This is a genomic window from Faecalicatena contorta (assembly GCF_022835095.1).
Lineage (GTDB): Bacteria > Bacillota > Clostridia > Lachnospirales > Lachnospiraceae > Faecalicatena > Faecalicatena contorta.
In genome coordinates this window covers 1-19,677 of the sequence record NZ_BQNQ01000002.1, presented here as the reverse complement: position 1 = coordinate 19,677, position 19,677 = coordinate 1, and the positions used below count along the sequence as shown (strand labels likewise).

General features: G+C 43.4%; 36 protein-coding genes and 1 tRNA gene. All 37 read right to left on the bottom strand.

Annotated elements, in window-relative coordinates; translation table 11 throughout:
* Positions 1 to 2: 2 nt before the first annotated feature.
* Positions 3 to 365 carry a Gp15 family bacteriophage protein gene (locus MWG26_RS22530; RefSeq protein ID WP_243002530.1) on the bottom strand — a complete coding sequence of 121 codons (363 nt, stop codon included), beginning with the start codon at positions 363 to 365 and terminating at the stop codon, positions 3 to 5.
* Complete coding sequence (locus MWG26_RS22525; RefSeq protein ID WP_117441114.1) at positions 328 to 681, bottom strand: hypothetical protein; 354 nt, start codon at positions 679 to 681, stop codon at positions 328 to 330. The genes MWG26_RS22530 and MWG26_RS22525 overlap by 38 nt, the downstream gene beginning before the upstream one ends.
* 20 nt (positions 682 to 701) lie before the next feature.
* Complete coding sequence (locus tag MWG26_RS22520; RefSeq protein ID WP_117441115.1) at positions 702 to 1,154, bottom strand: phage tail tube protein; 453 nt, start codon at positions 1,152 to 1,154, stop codon at positions 702 to 704.
* A gap of 16 nt (positions 1,155 to 1,170) precedes the next feature.
* A complete protein-coding gene (locus MWG26_RS22515; protein ID WP_117441116.1) occupies positions 1,171 to 1,557 on the bottom strand; it encodes a minor capsid protein in 387 nt (128 codons plus the stop codon).
* Positions 1,554 to 1,934 carry a hypothetical protein gene (locus MWG26_RS22510; protein WP_117441117.1) on the bottom strand — a complete coding sequence of 127 codons (381 nt, stop codon included), beginning with the start codon at positions 1,932 to 1,934 and terminating at the stop codon, positions 1,554 to 1,556. Before MWG26_RS22510 ends, MWG26_RS22515 begins: the two co-directional genes overlap by 4 nt.
* Positions 1,934 to 2,272 carry a hypothetical protein gene (locus MWG26_RS22505; RefSeq protein ID WP_117441118.1) on the bottom strand — a complete coding sequence of 113 codons (339 nt, stop codon included), beginning with the start codon at positions 2,270 to 2,272 and terminating at the stop codon, positions 1,934 to 1,936. Before MWG26_RS22505 ends, MWG26_RS22510 begins: the two co-directional genes overlap by 1 nt.
* A 4-nt stretch (positions 2,273 to 2,276) precedes the next feature.
* The gene (locus MWG26_RS22500; RefSeq protein ID WP_117441119.1) at positions 2,277 to 2,663 is read right to left on the bottom strand and encodes a head-tail connector protein; all 387 of its coding nucleotides are present in this window, start codon (positions 2,661 to 2,663) and stop codon (positions 2,277 to 2,279) included.
* Position 2,664: 1 nt separating this feature from the next.
* Positions 2,665 to 2,955 carry a hypothetical protein gene (locus MWG26_RS22495; RefSeq protein WP_117441120.1) on the bottom strand — a complete coding sequence of 97 codons (291 nt, stop codon included), beginning with the start codon at positions 2,953 to 2,955 and terminating at the stop codon, positions 2,665 to 2,667.
* Positions 2,956 to 2,967: 12 nt separating this feature from the next.
* Positions 2,968 to 3,861 (bottom strand): capsid protein, encoded by an 894-nt coding sequence (locus MWG26_RS22490; RefSeq protein WP_117441121.1) that lies wholly within the window; start codon positions 3,859 to 3,861, stop codon positions 2,968 to 2,970.
* A 19-nt stretch (positions 3,862 to 3,880) separates the two neighbouring features.
* A complete protein-coding gene (locus MWG26_RS22485; RefSeq protein ID WP_117441122.1) occupies positions 3,881 to 4,498 on the bottom strand; it encodes a hypothetical protein in 618 nt (205 codons plus the stop codon).
* A 199-nt stretch (positions 4,499 to 4,697) separates the two neighbouring features.
* Entirely contained in the window at positions 4,698 to 5,021 is a 324-nt protein-coding gene (locus tag MWG26_RS22480) for a YjcQ family protein (RefSeq protein ID WP_117441123.1), read from the bottom strand.
* A 45-nt stretch (positions 5,022 to 5,066) separates the two neighbouring features.
* A complete protein-coding gene (locus MWG26_RS22475) occupies positions 5,067 to 5,291 on the bottom strand; it encodes a hypothetical protein (RefSeq protein ID WP_117441124.1) in 225 nt (74 codons plus the stop codon).
* Positions 5,269 to 7,125 carry a phage minor capsid protein gene (locus MWG26_RS22470; protein ID WP_181969597.1) on the bottom strand — a complete coding sequence of 619 codons (1,857 nt, stop codon included), beginning with the start codon at positions 7,123 to 7,125 and terminating at the stop codon, positions 5,269 to 5,271. Before MWG26_RS22470 ends, MWG26_RS22475 begins: the two co-directional genes overlap by 23 nt.
* Before the next feature lie 2 nt (positions 7,126 to 7,127).
* Positions 7,128 to 8,660, bottom strand: coding sequence for a capsid protein (locus MWG26_RS22465; protein ID WP_117441125.1), 1,533 nt, complete (start codon positions 8,658 to 8,660; stop codon positions 7,128 to 7,130).
* Positions 8,657 to 10,021, bottom strand: a complete 1,365-nt coding sequence (locus MWG26_RS22460; protein ID WP_117441126.1) for a terminase — start codon at positions 10,019 to 10,021, stop codon at positions 8,657 to 8,659. The genes MWG26_RS22465 and MWG26_RS22460 overlap by 4 nt, the downstream gene beginning before the upstream one ends.
* Positions 10,021 to 10,524: a terminase small subunit gene (locus MWG26_RS22455; RefSeq protein ID WP_117441127.1), complete on the bottom strand. Its 504-nt coding sequence runs from the start codon at positions 10,522 to 10,524 to the stop codon at positions 10,021 to 10,023. Before MWG26_RS22455 ends, MWG26_RS22460 begins: the two co-directional genes overlap by 1 nt.
* A gap of 613 nt (positions 10,525 to 11,137) precedes the next feature.
* Positions 11,138 to 11,210 (bottom strand) — tRNA-Ile (locus MWG26_RS22450).
* 50 nt (positions 11,211 to 11,260) lie between these two features.
* A complete protein-coding gene (locus MWG26_RS22445; protein ID WP_244062787.1) occupies positions 11,261 to 11,833 on the bottom strand; it encodes a hypothetical protein in 573 nt (190 codons plus the stop codon).
* A gap of 31 nt (positions 11,834 to 11,864) precedes the next feature.
* Entirely contained in the window at positions 11,865 to 12,821 is a 957-nt protein-coding gene (locus tag MWG26_RS22440) for a hypothetical protein (protein ID WP_117441129.1), read from the bottom strand.
* A 397-nt stretch (positions 12,822 to 13,218) separates the two neighbouring features.
* Positions 13,219 to 13,653, bottom strand: coding sequence for a DUF1492 domain-containing protein (locus MWG26_RS22435; protein ID WP_117441136.1), 435 nt, complete (start codon positions 13,651 to 13,653; stop codon positions 13,219 to 13,221).
* Positions 13,634 to 13,876, bottom strand: a complete 243-nt coding sequence (locus MWG26_RS22430) for a hypothetical protein (protein WP_117441130.1) — start codon at positions 13,874 to 13,876, stop codon at positions 13,634 to 13,636. The genes MWG26_RS22435 and MWG26_RS22430 overlap by 20 nt, the downstream gene beginning before the upstream one ends.
* A gap of 20 nt (positions 13,877 to 13,896) precedes the next feature.
* Positions 13,897 to 14,373, bottom strand: a complete 477-nt coding sequence (locus MWG26_RS22425; RefSeq protein ID WP_244062786.1) for a Thoeris anti-defense Tad2 family protein — start codon at positions 14,371 to 14,373, stop codon at positions 13,897 to 13,899.
* Positions 14,374 to 14,422: 49 nt separating this feature from the next.
* Positions 14,423 to 14,767, bottom strand: a complete 345-nt coding sequence (locus MWG26_RS22420) for a DUF551 domain-containing protein (RefSeq protein WP_117441131.1) — start codon at positions 14,765 to 14,767, stop codon at positions 14,423 to 14,425.
* 34 nt (positions 14,768 to 14,801) lie between these two features.
* Positions 14,802 to 14,948 (bottom strand): hypothetical protein, encoded by a 147-nt coding sequence (locus MWG26_RS23210; protein WP_416388525.1) that lies wholly within the window; start codon positions 14,946 to 14,948, stop codon positions 14,802 to 14,804.
* 151 nt (positions 14,949 to 15,099) lie between these two features.
* Positions 15,100 to 15,447 (bottom strand): DUF3850 domain-containing protein, encoded by a 348-nt coding sequence (locus MWG26_RS22410; RefSeq protein ID WP_117441133.1) that lies wholly within the window; start codon positions 15,445 to 15,447, stop codon positions 15,100 to 15,102.
* Between the two features lie 19 nt (positions 15,448 to 15,466).
* Positions 15,467 to 15,679 (bottom strand): hypothetical protein, encoded by a 213-nt coding sequence (locus MWG26_RS22405; RefSeq protein ID WP_025657882.1) that lies wholly within the window; start codon positions 15,677 to 15,679, stop codon positions 15,467 to 15,469.
* Between the two features lie 29 nt (positions 15,680 to 15,708).
* On the bottom strand, positions 15,709 to 15,921 hold the full coding sequence (locus tag MWG26_RS22400; protein WP_240285518.1) for a hypothetical protein: 213 nt from the start codon (positions 15,919 to 15,921) through the stop codon (positions 15,709 to 15,711).
* A gap of 43 nt (positions 15,922 to 15,964) precedes the next feature.
* Positions 15,965 to 16,153 carry a hypothetical protein gene (locus tag MWG26_RS22395; RefSeq protein WP_025654758.1) on the bottom strand — a complete coding sequence of 63 codons (189 nt, stop codon included), beginning with the start codon at positions 16,151 to 16,153 and terminating at the stop codon, positions 15,965 to 15,967.
* An 80-nt stretch (positions 16,154 to 16,233) separates the two neighbouring features.
* On the bottom strand, positions 16,234 to 16,437 hold the full coding sequence (locus MWG26_RS22390) for a hypothetical protein (RefSeq protein WP_025654757.1): 204 nt from the start codon (positions 16,435 to 16,437) through the stop codon (positions 16,234 to 16,236).
* A 127-nt stretch (positions 16,438 to 16,564) separates the two neighbouring features.
* The gene (locus MWG26_RS22385; RefSeq protein ID WP_117441337.1) at positions 16,565 to 16,849 is read right to left on the bottom strand and encodes a hypothetical protein; all 285 of its coding nucleotides are present in this window, start codon (positions 16,847 to 16,849) and stop codon (positions 16,565 to 16,567) included.
* Between the two features lie 34 nt (positions 16,850 to 16,883).
* The gene (locus MWG26_RS22380) at positions 16,884 to 17,051 is read right to left on the bottom strand and encodes a hypothetical protein (protein WP_153922385.1); all 168 of its coding nucleotides are present in this window, start codon (positions 17,049 to 17,051) and stop codon (positions 16,884 to 16,886) included.
* A gap of 118 nt (positions 17,052 to 17,169) precedes the next feature.
* A complete protein-coding gene (locus tag MWG26_RS22375; protein WP_244062785.1) occupies positions 17,170 to 17,397 on the bottom strand; it encodes a hypothetical protein in 228 nt (75 codons plus the stop codon).
* On the bottom strand, positions 17,381 to 17,566 hold the full coding sequence (locus MWG26_RS22370) for a hypothetical protein (RefSeq protein ID WP_117441397.1): 186 nt from the start codon (positions 17,564 to 17,566) through the stop codon (positions 17,381 to 17,383). Before MWG26_RS22370 ends, MWG26_RS22375 begins: the two co-directional genes overlap by 17 nt.
* An 11-nt stretch (positions 17,567 to 17,577) precedes the next feature.
* Positions 17,578 to 17,742 (bottom strand): hypothetical protein, encoded by a 165-nt coding sequence (locus MWG26_RS22365; RefSeq protein WP_181969623.1) that lies wholly within the window; start codon positions 17,740 to 17,742, stop codon positions 17,578 to 17,580.
* On the bottom strand, positions 17,739 to 17,915 hold the full coding sequence (locus tag MWG26_RS22360; RefSeq protein WP_181969624.1) for a hypothetical protein: 177 nt from the start codon (positions 17,913 to 17,915) through the stop codon (positions 17,739 to 17,741). The genes MWG26_RS22365 and MWG26_RS22360 overlap by 4 nt, the downstream gene beginning before the upstream one ends.
* Positions 17,915 to 18,118: a hypothetical protein gene (locus MWG26_RS22355; RefSeq protein WP_117441396.1), complete on the bottom strand. Its 204-nt coding sequence runs from the start codon at positions 18,116 to 18,118 to the stop codon at positions 17,915 to 17,917. Before MWG26_RS22355 ends, MWG26_RS22360 begins: the two co-directional genes overlap by 1 nt.
* Positions 18,119 to 18,347: 229 nt before the next feature.
* On the bottom strand, positions 18,348 to 19,677 hold a 1,330-nt coding region (locus tag MWG26_RS22350), incomplete at its 5' end, for a DUF927 domain-containing protein (RefSeq protein ID WP_244062784.1).

Sequence of the window (19,677 nt, the reverse complement as noted above, 5' to 3'; positions counted from 1 at the left end):
TTTTACCCGAAGGTTTCAGCAAGCATATTTTGCAATATTGATACAGATTCTTCTTTTTCTTCGACCGTCATGTTTTCGGTGATTGGGTGCCTACTACGCCATGTATTTCTTATACTCATTTGTTCAGAGGTAAAATTCGCCAGCATATCTTTGTCTTCTTCTGCCCTGATTTTTACAATCATCCCCAATGGAGTATCTGGCATAATTCCGGTAAGCAGAGTGCAAAACTCTCCCCACTCCATTACCGCAATGTCATCTTCTCGTAACTTATACTGCAATGCAAATGATGATACGATCAGATCCCAGTCTTCGTACAGATCGTACCACTTATTTACGTTTCTTCCCCTTTTCCTGAAATCGGCCACCTTCCGCCATCTCCTCCACTTCTTCGAGGGATGAGTCTGCAAGGGCTGCCATAATAACATTGATTATCATGGTATATGCCGGCATTGTAAGCTCCTGCGCTTCTACATAGGCTGCAGCTTCTTCACCCAGTGCGATTACAATAATCTTTTTCAGGATTTCGAATTCTCCTAAGCTTTTATCATTCTGCAGTGCTTCGATCATCATTGCTGCAGGAGCAGTGTTGTTGATCTTAAATACATGTTCATCATCGATGGATACTGTTGGTTTCTGGTTCCTCTCTGCTAACTTTTTTGCGATATCGTATTGTCTTGCCATTACATTAATCCTCCTAATTACTATTCCGAAGCCGATGCCGGCGTATAAACTGGTTTGCCGTCACCCTGCATGGTAAATTCCAATGGTGCTACATTGGTGGAGTCACCTCCGCCTACATTAGTTACGTTAATAACACAATCAAACGACAACTTTGCACCGTCAGGAAATTCAATCTGGCCTTTTGTGGAACAGTCCAGTCCATCTTTCCATGCGGTATTTGCAACATAATCGTTCCCTTTATCGCCGACACACCTTTTGCCTTTCATTTCAATACTGAATTTCTTGCCGGTCATAAGGCCCCTGGCCCACCCAAAAGTTGTCATAGGCGTCCAATCTTCTACGCCTCCATCAATACTAATACCAAAACTCTCAAGATCTGAGATTTCAGCCATATCTTCTTCAGTGCTTGATTTCCCTTTTGTCCCAACTTTAAATTTTAAATTATAAACCGGGAATACTCCTGTAAATGCCATATTCATACCTTCCTTTCTATTTCTTATAGTAAATTATAAAATTAATGACATACTCATATACGCCTTTATCATCTGTCCCAATACCAACCGGTTCAGAAGTCCTCATATCGAACTTAACAACCTCTTTTCCAGCAATTTTGCCTGATTGCCCAAATAATGCATTAAATACCTCCTGTGCTTTCTCTTCCGCTGGAGTGCAATATTTCCCCCAATGCACCAATACTGAAACTGCTTTGGTGCCATAGGATGACATACCCAGCCCCCCGATTGGGATAACTGGTACGGGCCCCTGGGTAGGATAGACTGTTATGCTATTCTCTTTCGCTTCATCCCTTTTCCCAACATACCAGTTAGGGCAATCTATTTTTGATTTCAAAAAATCTTTCACTTCTGCCAGTGTCATGTAATTAGCCCACCTCCCAGCTGTTTCAGGAACTTACCATAGGTATCTTTCACAAATTCTTTCTTCGGACCGTCTATGTATGTCTGCATCCATAGGCCACCTGCATATTGGTTCTTATCATGCCGAAAGCCATATTCAGGATGCCAGTAAAGCCGGCGCGCATAAGGCGTATCAAAAATTATATGTGCCACCATTGATTTCACATCAGTCTCTACAAAACCGCTTCTTTCGAGTTCCCCGTTATTTTTGGGGATAGTTTGGCTCTGTTGTGCATCAGTGAGGACTGCCTGCACGGTTAACTCAAACGCCCGCTGGCTGGCTTCCTGTAACTTTCTGATGCGATCCGGGTATAGTTTTATGTATACTTTCACGCCCATCAAACCAGCCTCAATTCCGTATAGTTTACAGAACCGTCTGGGTTACGTGCTTTGATCCCTTGGAATATCTGTCGTTCCACCCCAAAAACTGTGGCCTGTCCGCCGCTTAGCGAAGGGAGGTCAGGGGCGATGTCACCAGGGAACATTGCCACGCCAGAAAGCTGCACTTGCTTCCCCTCTGCCGTCAGGACTGTCTTCGCAGTATCTTGGTAATTACACAAGAGATCGGATTCAAAAGCCAATAACGGGCCCCCGTCTTCGCTAACGCCTTCCTGTTCTATCCGAACATGGATATGCGTAGTACATAATTGTTTCATAACTAAACATGGATACTTCATAGACTCACCTCGCTAACCGGCAGCACAATCCGGTCTGGCACAACTGCTCATATACATCACGCCGCATAGGGATCCCCTTTTGGGTTGTCACATTCCAGCTCTCCCCAAACTGCATGGACACCCCGTTAATGGAGTAATCCTGCAGGATCATGTCAAATATTTCGCGATTCTGATACTCAAAATCCGCCTGCATACAGCAGACTTCCTGAATATTTCCCCGCTGGAATGGAGTTAGATCAGAAAATCCCCGGCCCACAATCCGGTTGTAAGTCAGGGAATCAATGTGCCTGCTTGCCTGTTTAAGCAGCTTTTCAAGATCTTCAGCCGGAACTATGCTGCCCTTGTATACTTCTGCATAATACGCAGTATCTGCATATGGTTCATAAGCCATATTACTCACTCGCTTTCTTGGTTCCCGCCTTCTTAGGCGGTTCAGCCTCCATCACGTCGTGCACTTCTTCGGATGCCGCAGTATCCGTGGTAGATTCGAGATCTGCAACCCTCTTCCGCAGCACTTCAATCTCTGCAATGGCTCTCATGTGTTCGTCATATGGCACGGTTTTTCCTCGCCCATAAGCAACCACTTCCCCTAACTCGTTTAGAATGTCAAAACCGGCATCCTGATATCTCTTTTGCTGTGAGCCATCAATCATGTACTCCTTGTTTCCTTTTGTTGCCCTCATACTGATCCTCCTCTACGCACCGGCTGCTTCTACGTTCATTGCACAGCCTTCGATTTTTTTCTCCAGTAGGAACAGATCACCATAATTACGGTTCTGGTACAAATAGCCGTCTGCCGTGCGGCTGTCAGTTCCCGGCGTGAACAGTTTGATATAGCTGTATTTGTCGCGGCATACTACACAGGAGTTATGGATCAGGATCCAGTTAATCTGCTTCGCGTCGGATGCAGCCACGCAACCGGTCGTAAAGTCATACTTTGTCTTCATACGTGCTGCCGGCACCATCTTGATCGTGACATTATCAAGACTATGGACATTCCTGTTAATCGTAGACGGTGTGGTCACACTCATAACCCTCTGGATGCCCTCTGCCTCCTTGATGATTTTATACATAGACGGCGTAACATACAGCATCCTTCCTTCTTCTGGTACTCCTGCTTCGTCCATAACAGCCATTTCTTCGTCAAATGCTTCCAAGAAGTTCGCCGCCGTGAAGACCGTTGTATCAATACGGCCGGAATAGGCGGTAAGCTCTGCATGGAGCTTAGAGAACCTGTAGGAGTCCTTTTCAGGGATTGCCTGTTCCGTCTCAAAAGTGTTCTGAATATTGGCTACAGACAGGGTAAGGTTTGTTTCATCAATGTCCATCGGGTCGATCCAGAATTCCACATCTCTATCATGTTCCAGTTTTTTTGCCTCCCAGTCGTTGCTTAGAGTACCGGCGTTAAATCCAGGCGTCCTGGTATGGTCCTTATAGCCAGTTACTGCCAATCTTGGTAATTTAATTGTCTGGGCATTAATAAATTTCACTCCCTGGTTGCTCTGTGTCAGTGCATCAGAGCACAACTCTTTTGCATACTTCTGCTGCAGGAGCTGTGTAAACGTTGTTGCATAATCATATACTGCCATGTATTAATTCCTCTCTTTCTTATAATCCGAATGCCTTTTTTAAGGCATCATCTGTTGTCTGTTGTTGGCTAGATCCGCCGGATGCACCCACCTGTACGAAACCTGCCTGACCAGCTGGCGCCGGTTTCAACGCTGGTACATCTTCCAGAACCTTGTTTAAGGCCGTTTTTAATGCTTCATCGTTGATTTCCCCATCCTCACCCATAACCTGGCTTAAATCAGCCATTTTAAGGACATATGGGATAGTCTTTGCGTCAATCCCAAGACCAACCGCTGCTATAGTGGCCGCTGCCTGAATCTGCGCCTGCTGCGCAGCTGCCTGGGCCTGTGCGGCCTGTGTCTGCAATGCACCTACGTCTGGCTGGTTTGCCGCCTGCTGCTGTTTATACGTTGCTATTGCTTGATCCATCTGCTCTTTTGACAGGCCCTGCTGCTTTAAGTAGCCTCTCAATGCGCTATCTTCCGCTACTGACTGTTTCCCCTGCACAATCTGAGCCAGTTTTTCATAGTCGATAGCTAATTCCTGTGTCTGCTGTGCTGGTGGCGTTTGTGTCTGCTGTTGCCCACCTGCTGGCGGCTCTGTACCTCCTGCCGGTTCTGCAAAATGCTGTAAATCAAGCTTCATTAAATTTTTCATTCCTTGTTTCTCCTTTCGAACAGTTTTAAGAGTGTCTCTCTATTACAGTTTTTCATGTGCTGTCTGCACGGACAGTTGTTTACCCGGTGTCTCCGCGTAGTTTAAGGTCTTCGGACACAAAAATAAGACGCATTACCCTGCGCCTCAAAGGGAGATATCTGGATCACCTCCTAAAAAAGAGTATAAAAATACCAGAGCTTTATAGCCCTGGTGTGATATCTTTAATGCCTTTTGCCAAATTAGCTGCTTTTTTCATAAAAGTGTTCTCTTCCAGATATTCCAAGCCTTTTATTGTGATTTCTGGACGTGTCAAACATACTCTTGGATATCCGCAATCCATACTATTCCAAACTTCTATACCTGTTACATATCCTTCCGCAACCAGAAGCGCCATTATTCTGCACCACCGCGCTTCCGATAACTCTAGTCGTTCTTTGGATATGCTGGACATATCAAATTCATCTAAATCCATTGACTTTTCAAGTATTTTTAATATTTTGTAAATGGTCTTAAAATTGTCCATATTCCCTCCCAATTAATACCATCGGCCATTTTCTGACTGGTGGTATCATGATGCCCTACAAACCTTTTCCGGTATTTTCCCTTCTTCAATTATTCTGGCCAGTTTGCTGTGCGCCAGAAGAGTATTACTGTTTCCCATTGCGGATTCTTTTATGATTTCGTATTCCTGCCTGGGACGTTGCAAGGATAACTTTATCTTACCATCCAGGCTTTCCATGTTCTCTCCGTATTCGTATACTACAAAATTATCAGTCTTTTCCAATAAGCTCATGCAGATTATCGGCCTCGCCATATTCTCCCGCCTCCTTTTCTAACACCGCGTTCCAGTCGTGCTTCAATGTTGCCCTATCGTGTGCTTCCCTATATGTTAAATTATACTTCTTTTCTATTATGCTTTCAAGGTATTCGTGCTTTAAAAGTAAAACATCCCGATCAAGATAATCACCATTTATCAGCCTCTGCCACGCTACCGCCATGTTATAATCCGCATCAAACCGTCGTATACCATCATCTAAAACGTGCTTATTAAAGAATACATGCTGCTTTATACGCGCCACACTACGTTCTGTCCATCCTACGTTCTTGGCGACAGATCTGACATCATCATTTCTTGTACGTAAGGATTCATAATAGCTTTCTGCCTCATCATCACGACGGAGGTTCCATTCTGCTGTTCCACGGGATAATTTACCACCCGTACCCTTTAACGATTTCGGATTATCAGGAACGCCTCTGGTCTTCTCCCTGTTATAGTCGCGCCTTAAATTCGGATGCCGGTCAAGGTGCACCCTTAGTTCTTCCTGATATCTCCGTACCTTTTTGTTGGCATAGCTTGAGTTCTCAGGATCACAAGAACCTTCTTCCTTCCGTTTCCATTTCCGGATCTTTCGTTCAAGCGCCCTTTGCTGTTGCTCTGCGTTATAAGTATCTATCGCCTCTGCCGTGTCCGGAACTTCCGGAAGCACTGTGATACCAGGGAAGTATGTTGATATGGTATGCCGGCAGTTTGGATGTAGCAGGCCCGCCCGCATTGCTTCTGACAAGGCCGGATATCCAGGGTTCTCAGCCTCTTCTCTGGTTCCCTTGCTAAATACATCGTCTATCAAAACTTTGCCCTGCCAGGGAGCGCATAATGGACATGTATTTGCATGGGCCGATACCACAACTGTATGTATGCCCCATTCATCCCTTTTTTTCCCTTCTCCTAACAGAACTGCCCTTTGTGACGCAGTCCTAAGTGCCATCTCTGCGTAGCTGGCTATATTGACACGGCGGCCGTTCTTGTACTCTATGCAGTCAATACCTGCATCCAGAAACTCCTTCGTTGCCATATCGATAGCTTGGTCAAGCGTCTTAGCCCCCGCAGCCATGTTCATTCCTGCCCGGTAAACAGTCTGCCGGTATATATCATCCATCCGCCTCCATACGGCCTTTTGGGCTTCTTTCAGGTCGTGTACCACTTTTTTCTTCATATCATCAAGTTTGATATCATTGGAGCCATCATGGAGTGCTTTTTCCTTCCCATCAGGATGGAAAGTGCCCCCCATTTCTTCCGGTTCCTGTTTTTCCGCTGGCGCATTATCCCGTTTGGGTTCTTTCTCTTGCGGGGGCAAGTCCTCTGGCTTTTCGGCTGCCGGTATCTCTTTCTGGGAATTTACCTTTTCAGCCTCTTCCTGCATAACATCTATCTTATTTTTGTTCACGCCAAAAAAATCCTGTTCATTCGGCGGCGGTGTCGATGGCTTGTGGCTTTCAATACTTTTTGGAAGCTTGACCCGCTTTCGCTTAAAAAAGATGGATTTTATATTATCCAAAATCCGGTTAAATAAATTCTGTCCACGCTGATAGTTGCCTTCCAGCGCCTCATTTACAACCCGCTCCACCTCAGGACTTATTTTATCCACAGTCTTTTTACTTTCTTTTCGATATTTTTGTAGGTTCCGCAGCTTTGCCCTTTGCCACATCTCCCAGCGAAAACCTTCTTTTTTTTCTTCCTGTTCATGACGCTTAAGATTGCGTCGTAAACTGCGCACAAGATCAAGCTCCATTTCCTCAAAGACTCGCCGGAGATTGTATGCATCATCCTGCCGATTTTGTTTTGCCATGCCTAATCACCTGCTTTCGGCGTCCCCTCTGCTGGTTCTTTCGGAAGTTCCTGTATTAATCCGTCCATCCCCGCAACACTGGGCTCGTCTGTTTCCAAAAGCCCCTGTTCAGTTTTTAGGCGCTTCACCTCTTCGGCTTTCCAGTCTTCATCCTTGCTGTCCCCATACAATTCTTCTACCGCTGCCTCGATACTCATGATACCGCCCTGTTTTCCCTTCGCTACAGTCTCGACCTGGCTCTCAAAAGAGGGATTTGCATACTCCCCGAACGGAATCTTCACCTCAACTTGTTCAATCGCCATCTTGTGTAAGATGTTATAAGCGTTGATGCAGACAGACACCAGCTCCGGAAGCGTTTCCTGCAGTGCTTCGATGATAGCATTACGCGTGTAAAGTGTGGCTTTTTCTTTTTCGCGCTGAGCTTCGGCATTGTCCAGCTTTTTCATGTCAATCCCAAGAGTGCTTGGACTAATCACACCTTGCAGGCACAAGTCGAGCGCTGTCACGTAGCTTGCCAGGTAGCTGTCGTGTGGTATGGCTGGCTGAGTAGTTTCAATGATATTTTTCTGCCCTTCTCTCATATCGCCATCGGCAGCAAAATATCTGTTATCAAACGGATTAGGCCTAATGATCTGCCCTGTCTCTGGGTCATGCGGCACAAGGCAATCTGGTATATAAGTCTTTGCCCTGCCAGCCCTTAGTGCATCCATCCATTGTGACCATGCCTCGTCAAAGGCATCAAAGCTATCAAGTTTGCCGTCAAAAATAGAGCCTCCGCGGCCCTCAAATTTGGTGCTCTCGTAGACCTGTAGCGGCACCGCCAGGATCACCGACTTATCAAACGTCCAATCCTTAATGTCCTTTGTAGCGTCAATAGCTGTTAGCGGAACCTCATTCTCGCCCCGGTACAGATGGTTATTTATATACCCGTATCCGTAATGCTCGTGGAGAACATACTGTTGTGTATTGACAATATGCGGCGTCTTAAACACCACTTCTTTCAGCCGGCCGCGCTGCCATAGGAGTTCAATCTTCTCACCTGGGTACCACTCAAGCATGGGATACTGACTGATGTCCGTATCAATTGTGATCTTGTAGGCCCCGTCTCCAATGTACAGTACTTCTTTCAGGGACTTCTCAAACTTCTTTCGGAATTTATTGTCTTTTTCAATCTCTTCCCAAAGTTGTTTGTGCGTGTGCTTCTCAAATTCAAAGTCGTTCATGTCAGCTACGACAATGCTGTTGAGCGTCCGCACGATCAGTCCAGGTAAGCCTGTGTGGATCTTACGCATATCCATGCCTGGACTGCACCGGCTCGCCCAGAACTTTGTCTTATCCGCATACTCTGGATTCTGCTGATACATTTGTTCCAGCTCATTTCCGTCACCACGGTACCAGATCCGGTTTCGGATTGCGGACAGTTCAAAGTCCATCACCTCATTGATCTGTATGGCATAAGGCTGTGCTGGCTGTACTTGTAACCAACTTCGCAATCCTTTCTTGATATTGTCACTCAACTTCTGTGTCCACCTCATTTCTCATCCTCCTCGAATCCAATCATCTGCCGATATGGTATCCATCCATATTGGTTGGCATTAATTGTATGGTCGTTGCGGTCCTCCGGAATATCCTTATCCTCATCCCAGCTGTACCGGTCAAGCTCTCCCAGATGCTCTGTACAGGTATCTACTACCAGATAACACCCCTGTTGAATCCAGCCAAGTTGTAGCTTGATGCGGTCGATAATCTCCACTTTTTTGTATGACTCTATAAAATTGTACATGCAACCATGCAGGCGCTTGTACTTTCGTAGCTCCGTAATCGTCGCTGCATCTGCGCAGTCAATAAATGTATCTTTTGCAAATCCCCAATCTTTACGGCACTGCTCCAGGAAGGACACGAATTTAACCGCCGTATCGGAAGGTGCCAGCGGTTGATCCAGATCAGCATTGCTGTATGTCTTCTCTGCCAACGTGATCAGCTTACGATCTTCCGTGATGCCTTGGAATATCATGGCAATCGTATCCGGAGACTTGCTGGAATATGATGTATCCAGGCCGACCGTAAATTTCTTGAATTTAATCTTTCCAGCTTTAACCTGCTGTTTCACCCATGCAACGGTTACTACATGTTTTGCCCGGTCAAAGTTCGGGAAGATCAGGCCCGTTGCTTTTCCACGCAGGCCCTTTATCTTATTTTTCCAGATCTTTGTGCCAGGTGGCGTGTTCTGGATGATCCGCTCCAGCTTTTCTTTTGGAAGTCCCAGGTTGTGGGCAAAAGAAAAGAACCAATGAACCCAGCCGGGTTTTGGTTCCTCTTTCAATTCATCTCTAATTTCCTGCGGCGTCTCGTCCTCCCATTCGGGAAGCGGACGGGAACAGTTGATATACTCCTTGTACACATCCAGATTCGGATCATCCGGGTTAAGGGTAGCCATCAAGTAATCGCTACGCATGGCCGACTCACGAACAAATTCAATATCCGCCGTGTTAATCTCATCAATGTACAGGCATCCGTATTGGCCGCCCAGGGCATCCTTCCATTTCCGCTTGTTGCCGTAGCCCACAACAAAGATGATCTTATCGCCGCTGGATGTATGATACAGCAGGTGAGGCATTTTATATTCACCGGAACCGTTGCCCTTATACTCCACCAGCACGCCAAAATCGTCCAAAATCCCAAGATCTTTTTGGATGATATTCTTCTCAGCAGCTCCTGTGTCATCTGCGGCCAGAATATGCAGCTTCTTAGGACTTTCGGCTACTTTGAGCATAAACTTGAACAAGCCGACTGTTGTCTTACCAGCTGCTGTGGTCCCTTCCAGGAATTCCACCGGAGCATCACAGCGAAGGAATGCTTTATACTTATCTGACAAGAGTAATCGCTGGTCACTCATTACCCATCACCGCCGCGCATCTGTTGCAGGAGATCATCCAGTTTTGTCTTCTCGGTATCAAGTGTTCCAGACAGCTCTACCTTATCTTTGAACATTCCCATATGCTTGCCGAGCAGTTCTAATGCTTTCAGTTTATCTGCCATTTTGATTTCACGTTCCAGACCATCATCACCAAAGGTCTTGACTTTAACTGACTGTATGGCTGCAGTATCCTCCGGAAGAGCGTCTTCTTTGACCGTGGCCGTTTCAGGGTCTATTACATCTACAGCATTCACGAAGGCGATCTTAGCCAGCTCCTGTACAACCCGGTCAGCATTGACTCCTGTACGCTTAGACCGTTCGGCCATTTCCCTGTCTATGCACGCGCGAATGTTAGGTTTTGTTAAGTTCTCACACCCAATCTCTTTTGCTGTATCTGGGCTGTATCCTGCCCTTATGGCTGCCTGAGTGGCATTTAGGTCTATCAGGTATTCTTCTACAAATAGTTTTTGTTTTTTTGTCATTCAGGCTCACCTCTCTTTCTTTTCCGAGATACAGGCCGCCGGGTAGTGACGGCCCGCACCGTTGCGGTTCTTGTACGACACATTGATGCCCAATGTTTACTAAGTTGAACAATGACCTTATTGAATTATTGTTATTAGTTACACCCATGAACAACCGCAACAAAAACATGAGTAATGGGAGGGCCCGGAATCGAACCGGGACGCAGGTCGCTATCCTGCATATTTACCATTCCTCCACCATCTTATCCAGCTACCTCGCAAAACTGGACGGCCAATGCTTTCTCACCCGTAGGCTTTCCCCTTTGCCTTATCGGTTCACAGCCGGCATTGGCACTGGTATTTTAAGGGAAATCGTGGCAAGGTTTTTATGACTGCAATAAGCCGGACACGCGTAGTCCATTTAAGGCCCGCTCTGCAGGCAACACTTACTGCCGTCATTCTTGGAGCCGCAATAAGCCGGATGTGCACCAATCCATTTAAGACCCGGATACCAGGCAACACTTATTGCCGTCATTCTTGGAGTTGCAATATAATCTCGGCGTCCCGCTGCACATCGGATCCCCGATGCCGTCCCCCTCTATAAGAGGCAGATTATATTGTCTCATACTCCGAATAGGGACAACCGGGTTCGAACCGGTGACACGCTGGATATAAGCCAGTTGCTCTACCTTCTGAGCTATGTCCCGTTATTTTATTGCATAGAAAAAGCACCTTCGGCGTGGAGGTGCCTTATACTTTATTTCCTCATGTTAGTATCAATTACTCTAAATATTCTTTTTATTACCATAAGCAGATTTATAATTAGCATATATGTTAGTGAATATATCAGGAAACTTTGTACATTTCCATACGCCCTCGTGAAACAATTAAAAAAGCATAGTATCAAGAGAATAACGCTTATTAATATTTCGAACATGATAGTATAATATGTTTCCAGTAATGCTGTTTTAGAAATTTGCGCCTCTGTACTGAAATACTCAGGATCCTTCTTGATTTTTGCTTTCATGTCAATTACCATTGTTAGCATGGTAAATAACATAGCTGTTAGTATGGAAATTATGATTGTAATTACGTTAATCGTATTACTGTCAATTTTTTTTACAACTGCTGTCGCTCCGCCCATTAAAAATGGAATACATATATAGTTAATGACCGGAATTATGAGTAATTTTCCATCTTTATTTCTAAAACAATATAAATGGTTTTTAACTATTTCATTTACTGATATATAGTTTAATCCAATGCCAAACTTACTAATTATCAAAATGATAACAATTATTATCCACATAATATTTTGTGGTTCTGACATATATTCTAAAAATTTCTGCATTTATTATCACCTAACCATCAATTAGGCCCATTCCTATCAAGTAACTCTGTGCCGTTTTTTTCATAAGAGCTTTTAAACTATCATAGACAGGATGACCGCCGCTTTGCTTTACTTGTTTTGTAATATCTTCATTTACAACTAAACTATTCATATCTCTCAGATTAAATGTCTTATTTGTTCCCCCTAAAGAAAATTCTAATTTTAAATCGTCATAATCGAATCCTTCTATTTCAATTATATTTGTATAACTCCTCTGGCCAGCAAACCACTCTTGAAATTTTTTCTTTTTTCTTTCCATAAATCCTAATGGTTTATGTATAATTCTCTCTTCCTTTGTTTGCTTTACACCATAATTTATTTCCAACTTATTTGATTCATCTTCTGGAATTTCATATCTTATCATCCTAATTTTATTTAGTACGCCATTATTAAAATATCTATCAATATATTCTTTAGGTGCTATTGGACGGAAAAGCAACCTTAAATCCGGGGACAAATCTGTAAAGCATTTTTGTAAATGATACTGCAATGACATCTTCATCCCATAAACTCCCATCGTTTGCAAAATTATAACTGCACTATTGATTTCCCCCAAAGGAACAGCTATACAAAAACCAAATGGCATCATATCAGCCTGATTAGGTGTCCTATTAGTAACATCTCCCGTCTGCACATCAACCAGTTCAGATTCTATTCCATATTCTCCCGTTTTTACTCTTCCATAAAGAATCTCATAGCGCTTTTGTCCATCCGCATTCTTCACAGCTTCAGCGCTAACTTGTTCGAATTGAAATAGTATTTCTTTAGATGAATTCTGGGAATATAAAGAGATGTTATCTTTTATGTAATTTTCAACAATATCTATTAATGAACGATTATCAATAATATGGTTTAGTGATATCCTTTTATTTTCTCCATCAACAACGCTAAGACCATAAATCACTAAACTTATTTTCTTTTTTCCCATTTTTATTAATCCTCCACATATACATCCCAATACCAAAGCATCACCACAATTATATTAATAATATACCATATTCTGACAATTATCAACAAATTGTAGACACGTTTTCAATTATATGCGTTATAATTTCATCCACCAAAAAACGCCCCACATTTTCATGCAGGACGTTTTTCAATAGGTGTATGAAGGAGGTCATACTTATGAGCTATGTCCCATTATATACAAAAGACTCCCCGCTATATAACGGAGAGCCTTTCAGCCATAATATGTATGGCTATCTCAAGGATGATACTTATTAATGCCCCAAGGGCTCTGTCTTCTATCCTGCCGGTAAACGGCTGTGTCTTGAGAAAACACCACCGAACAATTGATCCAATCGTTCTAGAATAATTATATCATACTATTTTGTTGCGTTTGTTGCGTTTTTTATGAAATCGCTTATTTTTCTTGAAATCCTGCTCTTATCCAAATGAACAGCATCTGCAACCTCTGACATCTTCATGCCATCTATGTACACCATCTCGAAGACCTGCCTAATCTCGCTGTCCGGGAGCCCTGCAATAAACTCCTCTATTTCCAACACCGCCTCCCTGATCTTCTCTTGCCGAGCCTCTCGTATCTTGAGTCTTCGCTTGATCTCATCAGACTCCACTGGCTCATCCATCTGTACGGTGGTCCTTACCTCCGTATACGGGAAATTACAGCTTGACCCTACTACTTTACCGGCTACCACAGGAACATTGTCCAGACGGTCATATAGCCTGTCTATGGCCTTGTTATTTAGCTCCTGTTCCCGGAGTAGCGCCCTGTACTGTTTAAGCGTCTTCTTGTCCACCCACATTCACCCTTTCTTTTATGTCATACTTTTCTGCCAGGTATTCCGCTGCCGTTTTATGTTCCATCTGCTCTGCCTGCTCCTGTACCATCTTCCCGGCCTGGTATGCTACCGGCCGCCTGAACCACTTTACGGCATTACTGTCAGGAGCATCCTCCGCCATATGCTTCATATCCTTCCTTCTGACATCGTCAGCCTTTCTTTTCGCTTTTTTGTGATTCATGTTCCCTCCTAAATTTTGGTTTAGTCCACAATCTCCCAATCCTCTGAAAACAGCTCAATCATTGTTTCTTTCCACGGTACTCGTCCAAACCGACTTTCCACATATAGGTATGGAGCCGTCATTTTGCTGTGCTCATCTGGATGCTGTACTCTGATTGCCACATCTTCTTTCCAATGCGGCAATCTCATTCCCTTGCCATACTTTTTTACCATGCGGAATGCCGTACCGAAATCTAACCTCTGTTTTCCACCAAGAATAGGACAATTCGTTTCATCCGCAATCATCCATTCATCGGAAAGAATATTTTGCAAAGTATATTCCACCCGCTTTGTCTCTCTGATATCAAGTACCGGTTTCTGCCCTTCGTCTGCGTCCTGGGGACGACAATTCATCATAATAGTTTCTTTTCGTTCGTCCCAGAACCAATATCCACCCCATGATGGTAACTTTACCTTTGCTCCATTTTTCATTGCTTCAAATGCTTCTTTAAAATTCATATATTTAGTCATAATCTCCTTCTTCCCCCGGCCAACCGCCGGAATTTAATTACGGTCTATACCGATCGGGCAGTGGCATCCATGCAAGAACCCGATCCAATGCGCCGTTATACATACTCCATGTAGGTCTGCCATTGTTGTCTACAAGGCAATCTATAAACGTAGACGCATCATCCTCATTAACATCACACACTGCCACAAGTACATCTCTATGTAGTTCTGGCAGCCGCTCTGTTACCGGGATCCAACCAGTCAGTAACTTACCATCTATGATCTCTTCTGGAGTCAGGCCGGTATCCTCATACCTGCTTAATTTATTTGCAAAATAGTGCATACCATCATCCATGAAGTCTAAGATATTATATTTATACCCTTTGATTGTTAATCTCTCCATCTAATCTCCCTTCACCGACTTGCAGCCGGATGCTCTATTCTATCCTATACTTTCCCGGTATTGGCATCCAGGCCACCACACCGCCCATTCTCTGATCAGAATTATTCCAATACCAATCTCCGTTCGAATACCAAGCCATTTCGACTCTGCAGCTTCGTATTGTCGTAACGAGACAATAGATCCCGTTCCCTTCTGGTAGCCGCTCCGATACCGGGATCCATTGCCGTACAGTGGGCTGTTCGTCGAAACTGTTCTATTTCCATCAAAATACACATCCTGTTCTGATATCAGCTTATCTGCATCAATCAACCGCATATTCTCTTCCTCCTTTTCTAAATGCTAGCAATCTTTGGAATCATCGGCGCTTCTGCATTGCACTCTGAATACCACGGAGCATAATCCCATTCCATTTCTTTTATTTCACATGGCCTGATACTCATAATTACATGTCCCTGCTTTACAAACCTGTTATCAGAAAGGACATCAAGCACTTTTACAAGTATAAAATTTCCAGTTTCTAATTGTTCTCCGTTTTCATTGCATACATGGTCTGCAATTTCATTTAATCCGAGGTAATCACCTTTGTGAAAGTTTCTATCGTTCTCACGGACTTCATATGTTTTGTCACCCTCCACAATCTTCTTGAAGTATTTACTTTCTATTTTTAATTGATGTAACATTTTCCACCTCTTTCATTTACTAAATGTCAGTTTTGCTACTTAAAGCATCCCTTATCTGCGCCGAAAGAACCGTCTCCCTGCCATTCGTGTTTTCGATTTCTTCCGCTGCCTGTTCTAGTAAATTGCTTACATAATCTATGTAAGTAACAAGTATTCTCGCATATTGAGCCGCAACAGATTGATAATTTTGCTTTTTGGCCCATTCATAGGCCAACTTTTCTTCTTCATTCACTTTCGATTTCCTCCTAAATGTTAAAATTGTTAATTGGATACTATCGGCAAAAATTGAAACGTCCATGCCTCATCCATAATGGATACCAGATTCCCATCTTCATTGATTGCCAACACATCAATTGTTTTTGGTTTAATAATGGTATCCCTATCTTCCCAGTCCATTCCTTCCGGCATCCTTATTTCTGCTATAGCTACCGCATTGAGCACCTTGCCTCCATGTATCACCTTAAATCTACTCAAATCAGTCCACATAATATATTCCTTTCTAGATTTTGCCTAAATCTTAATTCTCTTCATCCAGATCCCAATCCTCTTCTTCATTTCTTTCAGTTTCGAACTCTTCGCAAGAATCATCAAAGTCAATCTCGGTGAGGAAATTTCTGCTTTCGACCTTCGTGCATATCCATCTAAGATCATTGTCACTGTCTGTTATAAGGTCACAGTGTTCACAATACATACATTTTCCATCCATTCTCATCTCTCCCTTGAATTTTAATTTTGCAATCTACCTATCAGTTTCTTAAATTCTTTGTACGGCTCCCGTACTCTTTCCTAATTCAAAAAATCTTTTAATATATCCTTAAGCATTTCCCGGTCTTTATGTGTTAGAGCAACTATTATCTCTTTATCTGCCTGAGTTATTGCATCCAATATTTGGTTAATTGTATACTTTTCTTCGTGGCTCCTGCCAGCCAACTCAGGTTTTCGTAACTGCTCTAACTGCTTTGCAGCATATTTCAATGTCTCTTCATTCATGACTTTTTCCTCCTAAATGTCCCAATCTCTTTTTAACCGTCTTCTTGCCATACAATGCGCCAACTCCTCATCTGTCATTGCTCTGATCCTTTCCGTATTTTTCATCCTGCCCCTCCTAAATATTAAGTTACCAAATCAACGCCTGACCACATCTATTGCAAAAGTTATTCGAACAAGTAACCATACTAAGACACTCTGGACAATGGTGTACCTTTGTTCCTGCCTTGAATACCACATGCCCAATTTTCATATCCTTGTCAAATGTTTCTTCTTTGGTCTTCTGTGGAATTTGCCTTTGCAGGGCTTCATCTGCATCTTTCAGGGCTTCATACAAATATTCATTACACGTATTACGTCCCGCATTTCCCATAAAATTTCTAATAGTGCTTACACTTTTAACTGCATCCATCATATCTGTTTCTTTCCTTCGGTTCTCCCGAAAAATTTTAAAAATCGCATCCGATAATGCAAGCAAAGCAACTGCAATCAGTACATTCTCCGTGTCCTGTTTCTGAACACTCTTTTGCATTATCGCACAGGTTTTTTGGGATTTTAGTTACAAAATATCCATTGTTTTTTAGTAAAGTAATTGCTTTTTTGATTTCTTCTTCCATTGTTATTCCTCCACTAAATTTTAATTTGATTAATTGAGTTACCTAAAATATTCACGCCAGTCTCCTCTTCCAGCGCATCATTCAGCAGTCGAAAATAGTCTGGATCGTCTGGTATGTACTACATCTGATCCACCGCAAAAGCCAAAAATCTTGTCAGGCGCTTTTTCCCATACTTATGATGCCGGTGTAAGTAATCTGCACTGATCAGCAGGAAACAGTCAAATGCCTCTCTTATCGCATCCTCGGTCTGCTTTTTCTGTGCTTCCTGAAATTGCGGATCCTTCAACGCCTGTTCCACCAGGCTATGTATCTTGGCCTTTTTGAGTTGCTTATCCGCCCAGCTCATGCTTTTTCTCCTTTTTCCAGTGTCTGCACCAGCCATCAAAACAATCTAAATAGCTTATGTAATGCCCGTCTATTGCACATTCATTGCGGAAATCTAAGTGCTGATTTCTAATTCTCAGATTGTTTCCGCAATTGCAGCATACTCTTTTACGCTCTTCCTGATTATTCATTAACGTTCCTCTTACTCTCCATATCCACCGCAACCATTAATAGCACATTTGCCGTCCTGAAATGGACACTCTGCATTTGCACAGGGTTTAAGTTCCATATCCATTTCCAGCCCCTTTTCTTCATTCAGCCATTCTTTCTGAGATCTATAAATTTGTAGACATTCATGATTTGTCATTTACCACGCACCTTCTTCCTACAGCTCATGCCTTTGTGGAAATACAACTCTGTCTTTCTTCTGGATCGTACATAGTCATACTCCCCAATGATCATTTCGCCGCATATATCACATATTTTGACTTCTTCTGCTTTGGCAGATCTGGGTTCCGTATCTGCTTTGTTCATTTTCATCACGACCACTCCTTCATGCCATTTATGACAGGTGCCCATGAAAGCATGATGTTCTGGCAGAATTGCAGCATGTACGGGTCTGATCTATACTTGTCGCAGATCCTTCGTGTGTCTGCGTTGTACTGTCTCATATCCTTAGTCTTCCTGAAATCTGTGTATGCCTTCCAGAAAGCGTTCTGGATGTCTACTATTTTTTCGTGCATATATTCCCTCCAAGTAACCTTTTGTAACCATTTTGCTGCTAAAGTAACCTCGATGCGGTTTACGTTCAAACCCTTGTAATTACTGTGGTTAAAGCCATTTTTCCCTTCCGGTAACCAAGTAACCATTGAATTTCTACATGTGAGGGAACTTTTTTATCTGACTGTTCAATATTTTTTTCTATTTATAAAAGTGATTTTCGATGGTGACCATGGTTACCGGTTACCCTTATCACTTAAATGGCAGCTCCTCCTGATCATCTACGGCCTGAAATCCGTCCTTATCCATATCATTTTCCATTTTTAGAAACACGCACCGGAATACATTTCCATTGATCTTCTTCGTCTTATTAAGGCGCCCGCTTTCTGTCTGGATTAGTCCATTCTTATCAGCCCATGAAAGAAAAGCTTTCTTAGAAAATCCACCTTTGCTACATATTGATTCGAAAACATTGTTGTATATGATGGCATACCCATTCTCAATAACTCCCCATTTTTCATTTGTCTGGGTCATAGGGTCGAATTTTGATCCATTAATGACAATTTCCCCCAGTATGTACTGATAGCATCTTTCATTGTCTGAAAGCTCATTCCTGTCCATTAGTACGGTCTTAGCCTCATCCAGACTGATATATTGCCCATCCTGAAAGAGATAATCTGTTGCGATCCTATCTGCAGTGAGAACAATAGACAACGAAATACTCTGCTTCTGCATCTTCTCATCGTCATGTATCTGCCGCTGAATCTCCTGCTGAATCTCCATGACTTTTTCCATCCCGATATCTTTCAACGCCTGGACAAATTCATGGCCAGCAAAACCGTAGTTCTGTTTGATTATCTCTGCCGTCTTCTGGGGATCTTGATAAACCTTTTCCCCACATTCGATCTCTAAGATCCTGTTGATGGCACCGCCCTGGGACACATAAGAATTCAATGGACGCTCCCCATTGGTCAGAATTGTATTCTTCCAGCGGTTTTCCCTGTTCATCCCCAATTCTTTATTAGACCGGCTCTTTCCTTTTCCAGAGCACAGATCATATACAATGCCTTCGAAATTGTCCCGGATCCTGGCCGATGTTTTACTGGTATCATCCAGCATCATCGGCAGATTGTTCAGCAGATCCGCCCTGGCCTCCAGAGCTACGTCAGTTGTCTTGAAATCTCCTATATACCGACTCTCGTCTGGGTTCGCCCAGATGGAGCAGGCCAACATCAATGTGACAGACTTACCGCCTTCTGTTTCGCCCCAAAGATCCACGAAAAATGGCAGGGCACCCAACGGGCCGATCAGGACACTTGCAAATGCAGCGGCCATCATGAATTTGATTTCTAGCCGGCCTGTGGATCTCAGCTGCTTTACATGACTGTACCATTTAGCCCTGCTTCCACGCTCCTCGATGCTTTCAAACACCTGCTTAAAACGGCTGTCACCGTCAAACACGATATCTTTGTCATAAGGAATAAAGCCGCCTTTTATCCACCCCAACTTACTGCTGGAATATTGGACGTTGATTTCGTTGTCATTGAAGTTCTCCACGTCTGACAGAAAGCGCACCAATAGT

What these genes read in the sequence shown, in the direction of transcription:
- MWG26_RS22525 (WP_117441114.1), bottom strand. Translation starts at nt 681, where the DNA reads ATGGCAAGACAATACGATATCGCAAAAAAGTTAGCAGAGAGGAACCAG.
- MWG26_RS22520 (WP_117441115.1), bottom strand. Translation starts at nt 1,154, where the DNA reads ATGGCATTTACAGGAGTATTCCCGGTTTATAATTTAAAATTTAAAGTT.
- MWG26_RS22515 (WP_117441116.1), bottom strand. Translation starts at nt 1,557, where the DNA reads ATGACACTGGCAGAAGTGAAAGATTTTTTGAAATCAAAAATAGATTGC.
- MWG26_RS22510 (WP_117441117.1), bottom strand. Translation starts at nt 1,934, where the DNA reads ATGGGCGTGAAAGTATACATAAAACTATACCCGGATCGCATCAGAAAG.
- MWG26_RS22505 (WP_117441118.1), bottom strand. Translation starts at nt 2,272, where the DNA reads ATGAAGTATCCATGTTTAGTTATGAAACAATTATGTACTACGCATATC.
- MWG26_RS22500 (WP_117441119.1), bottom strand. Translation starts at nt 2,663, where the DNA reads ATGGCTTATGAACCATATGCAGATACTGCGTATTATGCAGAAGTATAC.
- MWG26_RS22495 (WP_117441120.1), bottom strand. Translation starts at nt 2,955, where the DNA reads ATGAGGGCAACAAAAGGAAACAAGGAGTACATGATTGATGGCTCACAG.
- MWG26_RS22490 (WP_117441121.1), bottom strand. Translation starts at nt 3,861, where the DNA reads ATGGCAGTATATGATTATGCAACAACGTTTACACAGCTCCTGCAGCAG.
- MWG26_RS22485 (WP_117441122.1), bottom strand. Translation starts at nt 4,498, where the DNA reads ATGAAAAATTTAATGAAGCTTGATTTACAGCATTTTGCAGAACCGGCA.
- MWG26_RS22480 (WP_117441123.1), bottom strand. Translation starts at nt 5,021, where the DNA reads ATGGACAATTTTAAGACCATTTACAAAATATTAAAAATACTTGAAAAG.
- MWG26_RS22475 (WP_117441124.1), bottom strand. Translation starts at nt 5,291, where the DNA reads ATGAGCTTATTGGAAAAGACTGATAATTTTGTAGTATACGAATACGGA.
- MWG26_RS22470 (WP_181969597.1), bottom strand. Translation starts at nt 7,125, where the DNA reads ATGGCAAAACAAAATCGGCAGGATGATGCATACAATCTCCGGCGAGTC.
- MWG26_RS22465 (WP_117441125.1), bottom strand. Translation starts at nt 8,660, where the DNA reads ATGAGGTGGACACAGAAGTTGAGTGACAATATCAAGAAAGGATTGCGA.
- MWG26_RS22460 (WP_117441126.1), bottom strand. Translation starts at nt 10,021, where the DNA reads ATGAGTGACCAGCGATTACTCTTGTCAGATAAGTATAAAGCATTCCTT.
- MWG26_RS22455 (WP_117441127.1), bottom strand. Translation starts at nt 10,524, where the DNA reads ATGACAAAAAAACAAAAACTATTTGTAGAAGAATACCTGATAGACCTA.
- MWG26_RS22445 (WP_244062787.1), bottom strand. Translation starts at nt 11,833, where the DNA reads ATGTCAGAACCACAAAATATTATGTGGATAATAATTGTTATCATTTTG.
- MWG26_RS22440 (WP_117441129.1), bottom strand. Translation starts at nt 12,821, where the DNA reads ATGGGAAAAAAGAAAATAAGTTTAGTGATTTATGGTCTTAGCGTTGTT.
- MWG26_RS22430 (WP_117441130.1), bottom strand. Translation starts at nt 13,876, where the DNA reads ATGAATCACAAAAAAGCGAAAAGAAAGGCTGACGATGTCAGAAGGAAG.
- MWG26_RS22425 (WP_244062786.1), bottom strand. Translation starts at nt 14,373, where the DNA reads ATGAATTTTAAAGAAGCATTTGAAGCAATGAAAAATGGAGCAAAGGTA.
- MWG26_RS22420 (WP_117441131.1), bottom strand. Translation starts at nt 14,767, where the DNA reads ATGGAGAGATTAACAATCAAAGGGTATAAATATAATATCTTAGACTTC.
- MWG26_RS22410 (WP_117441133.1), bottom strand. Translation starts at nt 15,447, where the DNA reads ATGTTACATCAATTAAAAATAGAAAGTAAATACTTCAAGAAGATTGTG.
- MWG26_RS22395 (WP_025654758.1), bottom strand. Translation starts at nt 16,153, where the DNA reads ATGGATGGAAAATGTATGTATTGTGAACACTGTGACCTTATAACAGAC.
- MWG26_RS22390 (WP_025654757.1), bottom strand. Translation starts at nt 16,437, where the DNA reads ATGAATGAAGAGACATTGAAATATGCTGCAAAGCAGTTAGAGCAGTTA.
- MWG26_RS22385 (WP_117441337.1), bottom strand. Translation starts at nt 16,849, where the DNA reads ATGATGGATGCAGTTAAAAGTGTAAGCACTATTAGAAATTTTATGGGA.
- MWG26_RS22380 (WP_153922385.1), bottom strand. Translation starts at nt 17,051, where the DNA reads ATGGAAGAAGAAATCAAAAAAGCAATTACTTTACTAAAAAACAATGGA.
- MWG26_RS22375 (WP_244062785.1), bottom strand. Translation starts at nt 17,397, where the DNA reads ATGAGCTGGGCGGATAAGCAACTCAAAAAGGCCAAGATACATAGCCTG.
- MWG26_RS22370 (WP_117441397.1), bottom strand. Translation starts at nt 17,566, where the DNA reads ATGAATAATCAGGAAGAGCGTAAAAGAGTATGCTGCAATTGCGGAAAC.
- MWG26_RS22365 (WP_181969623.1), bottom strand. Translation starts at nt 17,742, where the DNA reads ATGACAAATCATGAATGTCTACAAATTTATAGATCTCAGAAAGAATGG.
- MWG26_RS22360 (WP_181969624.1), bottom strand. Translation starts at nt 17,915, where the DNA reads ATGAAAATGAACAAAGCAGATACGGAACCCAGATCTGCCAAAGCAGAA.
- MWG26_RS22355 (WP_117441396.1), bottom strand. Translation starts at nt 18,118, where the DNA reads ATGCACGAAAAAATAGTAGACATCCAGAACGCTTTCTGGAAGGCATAC.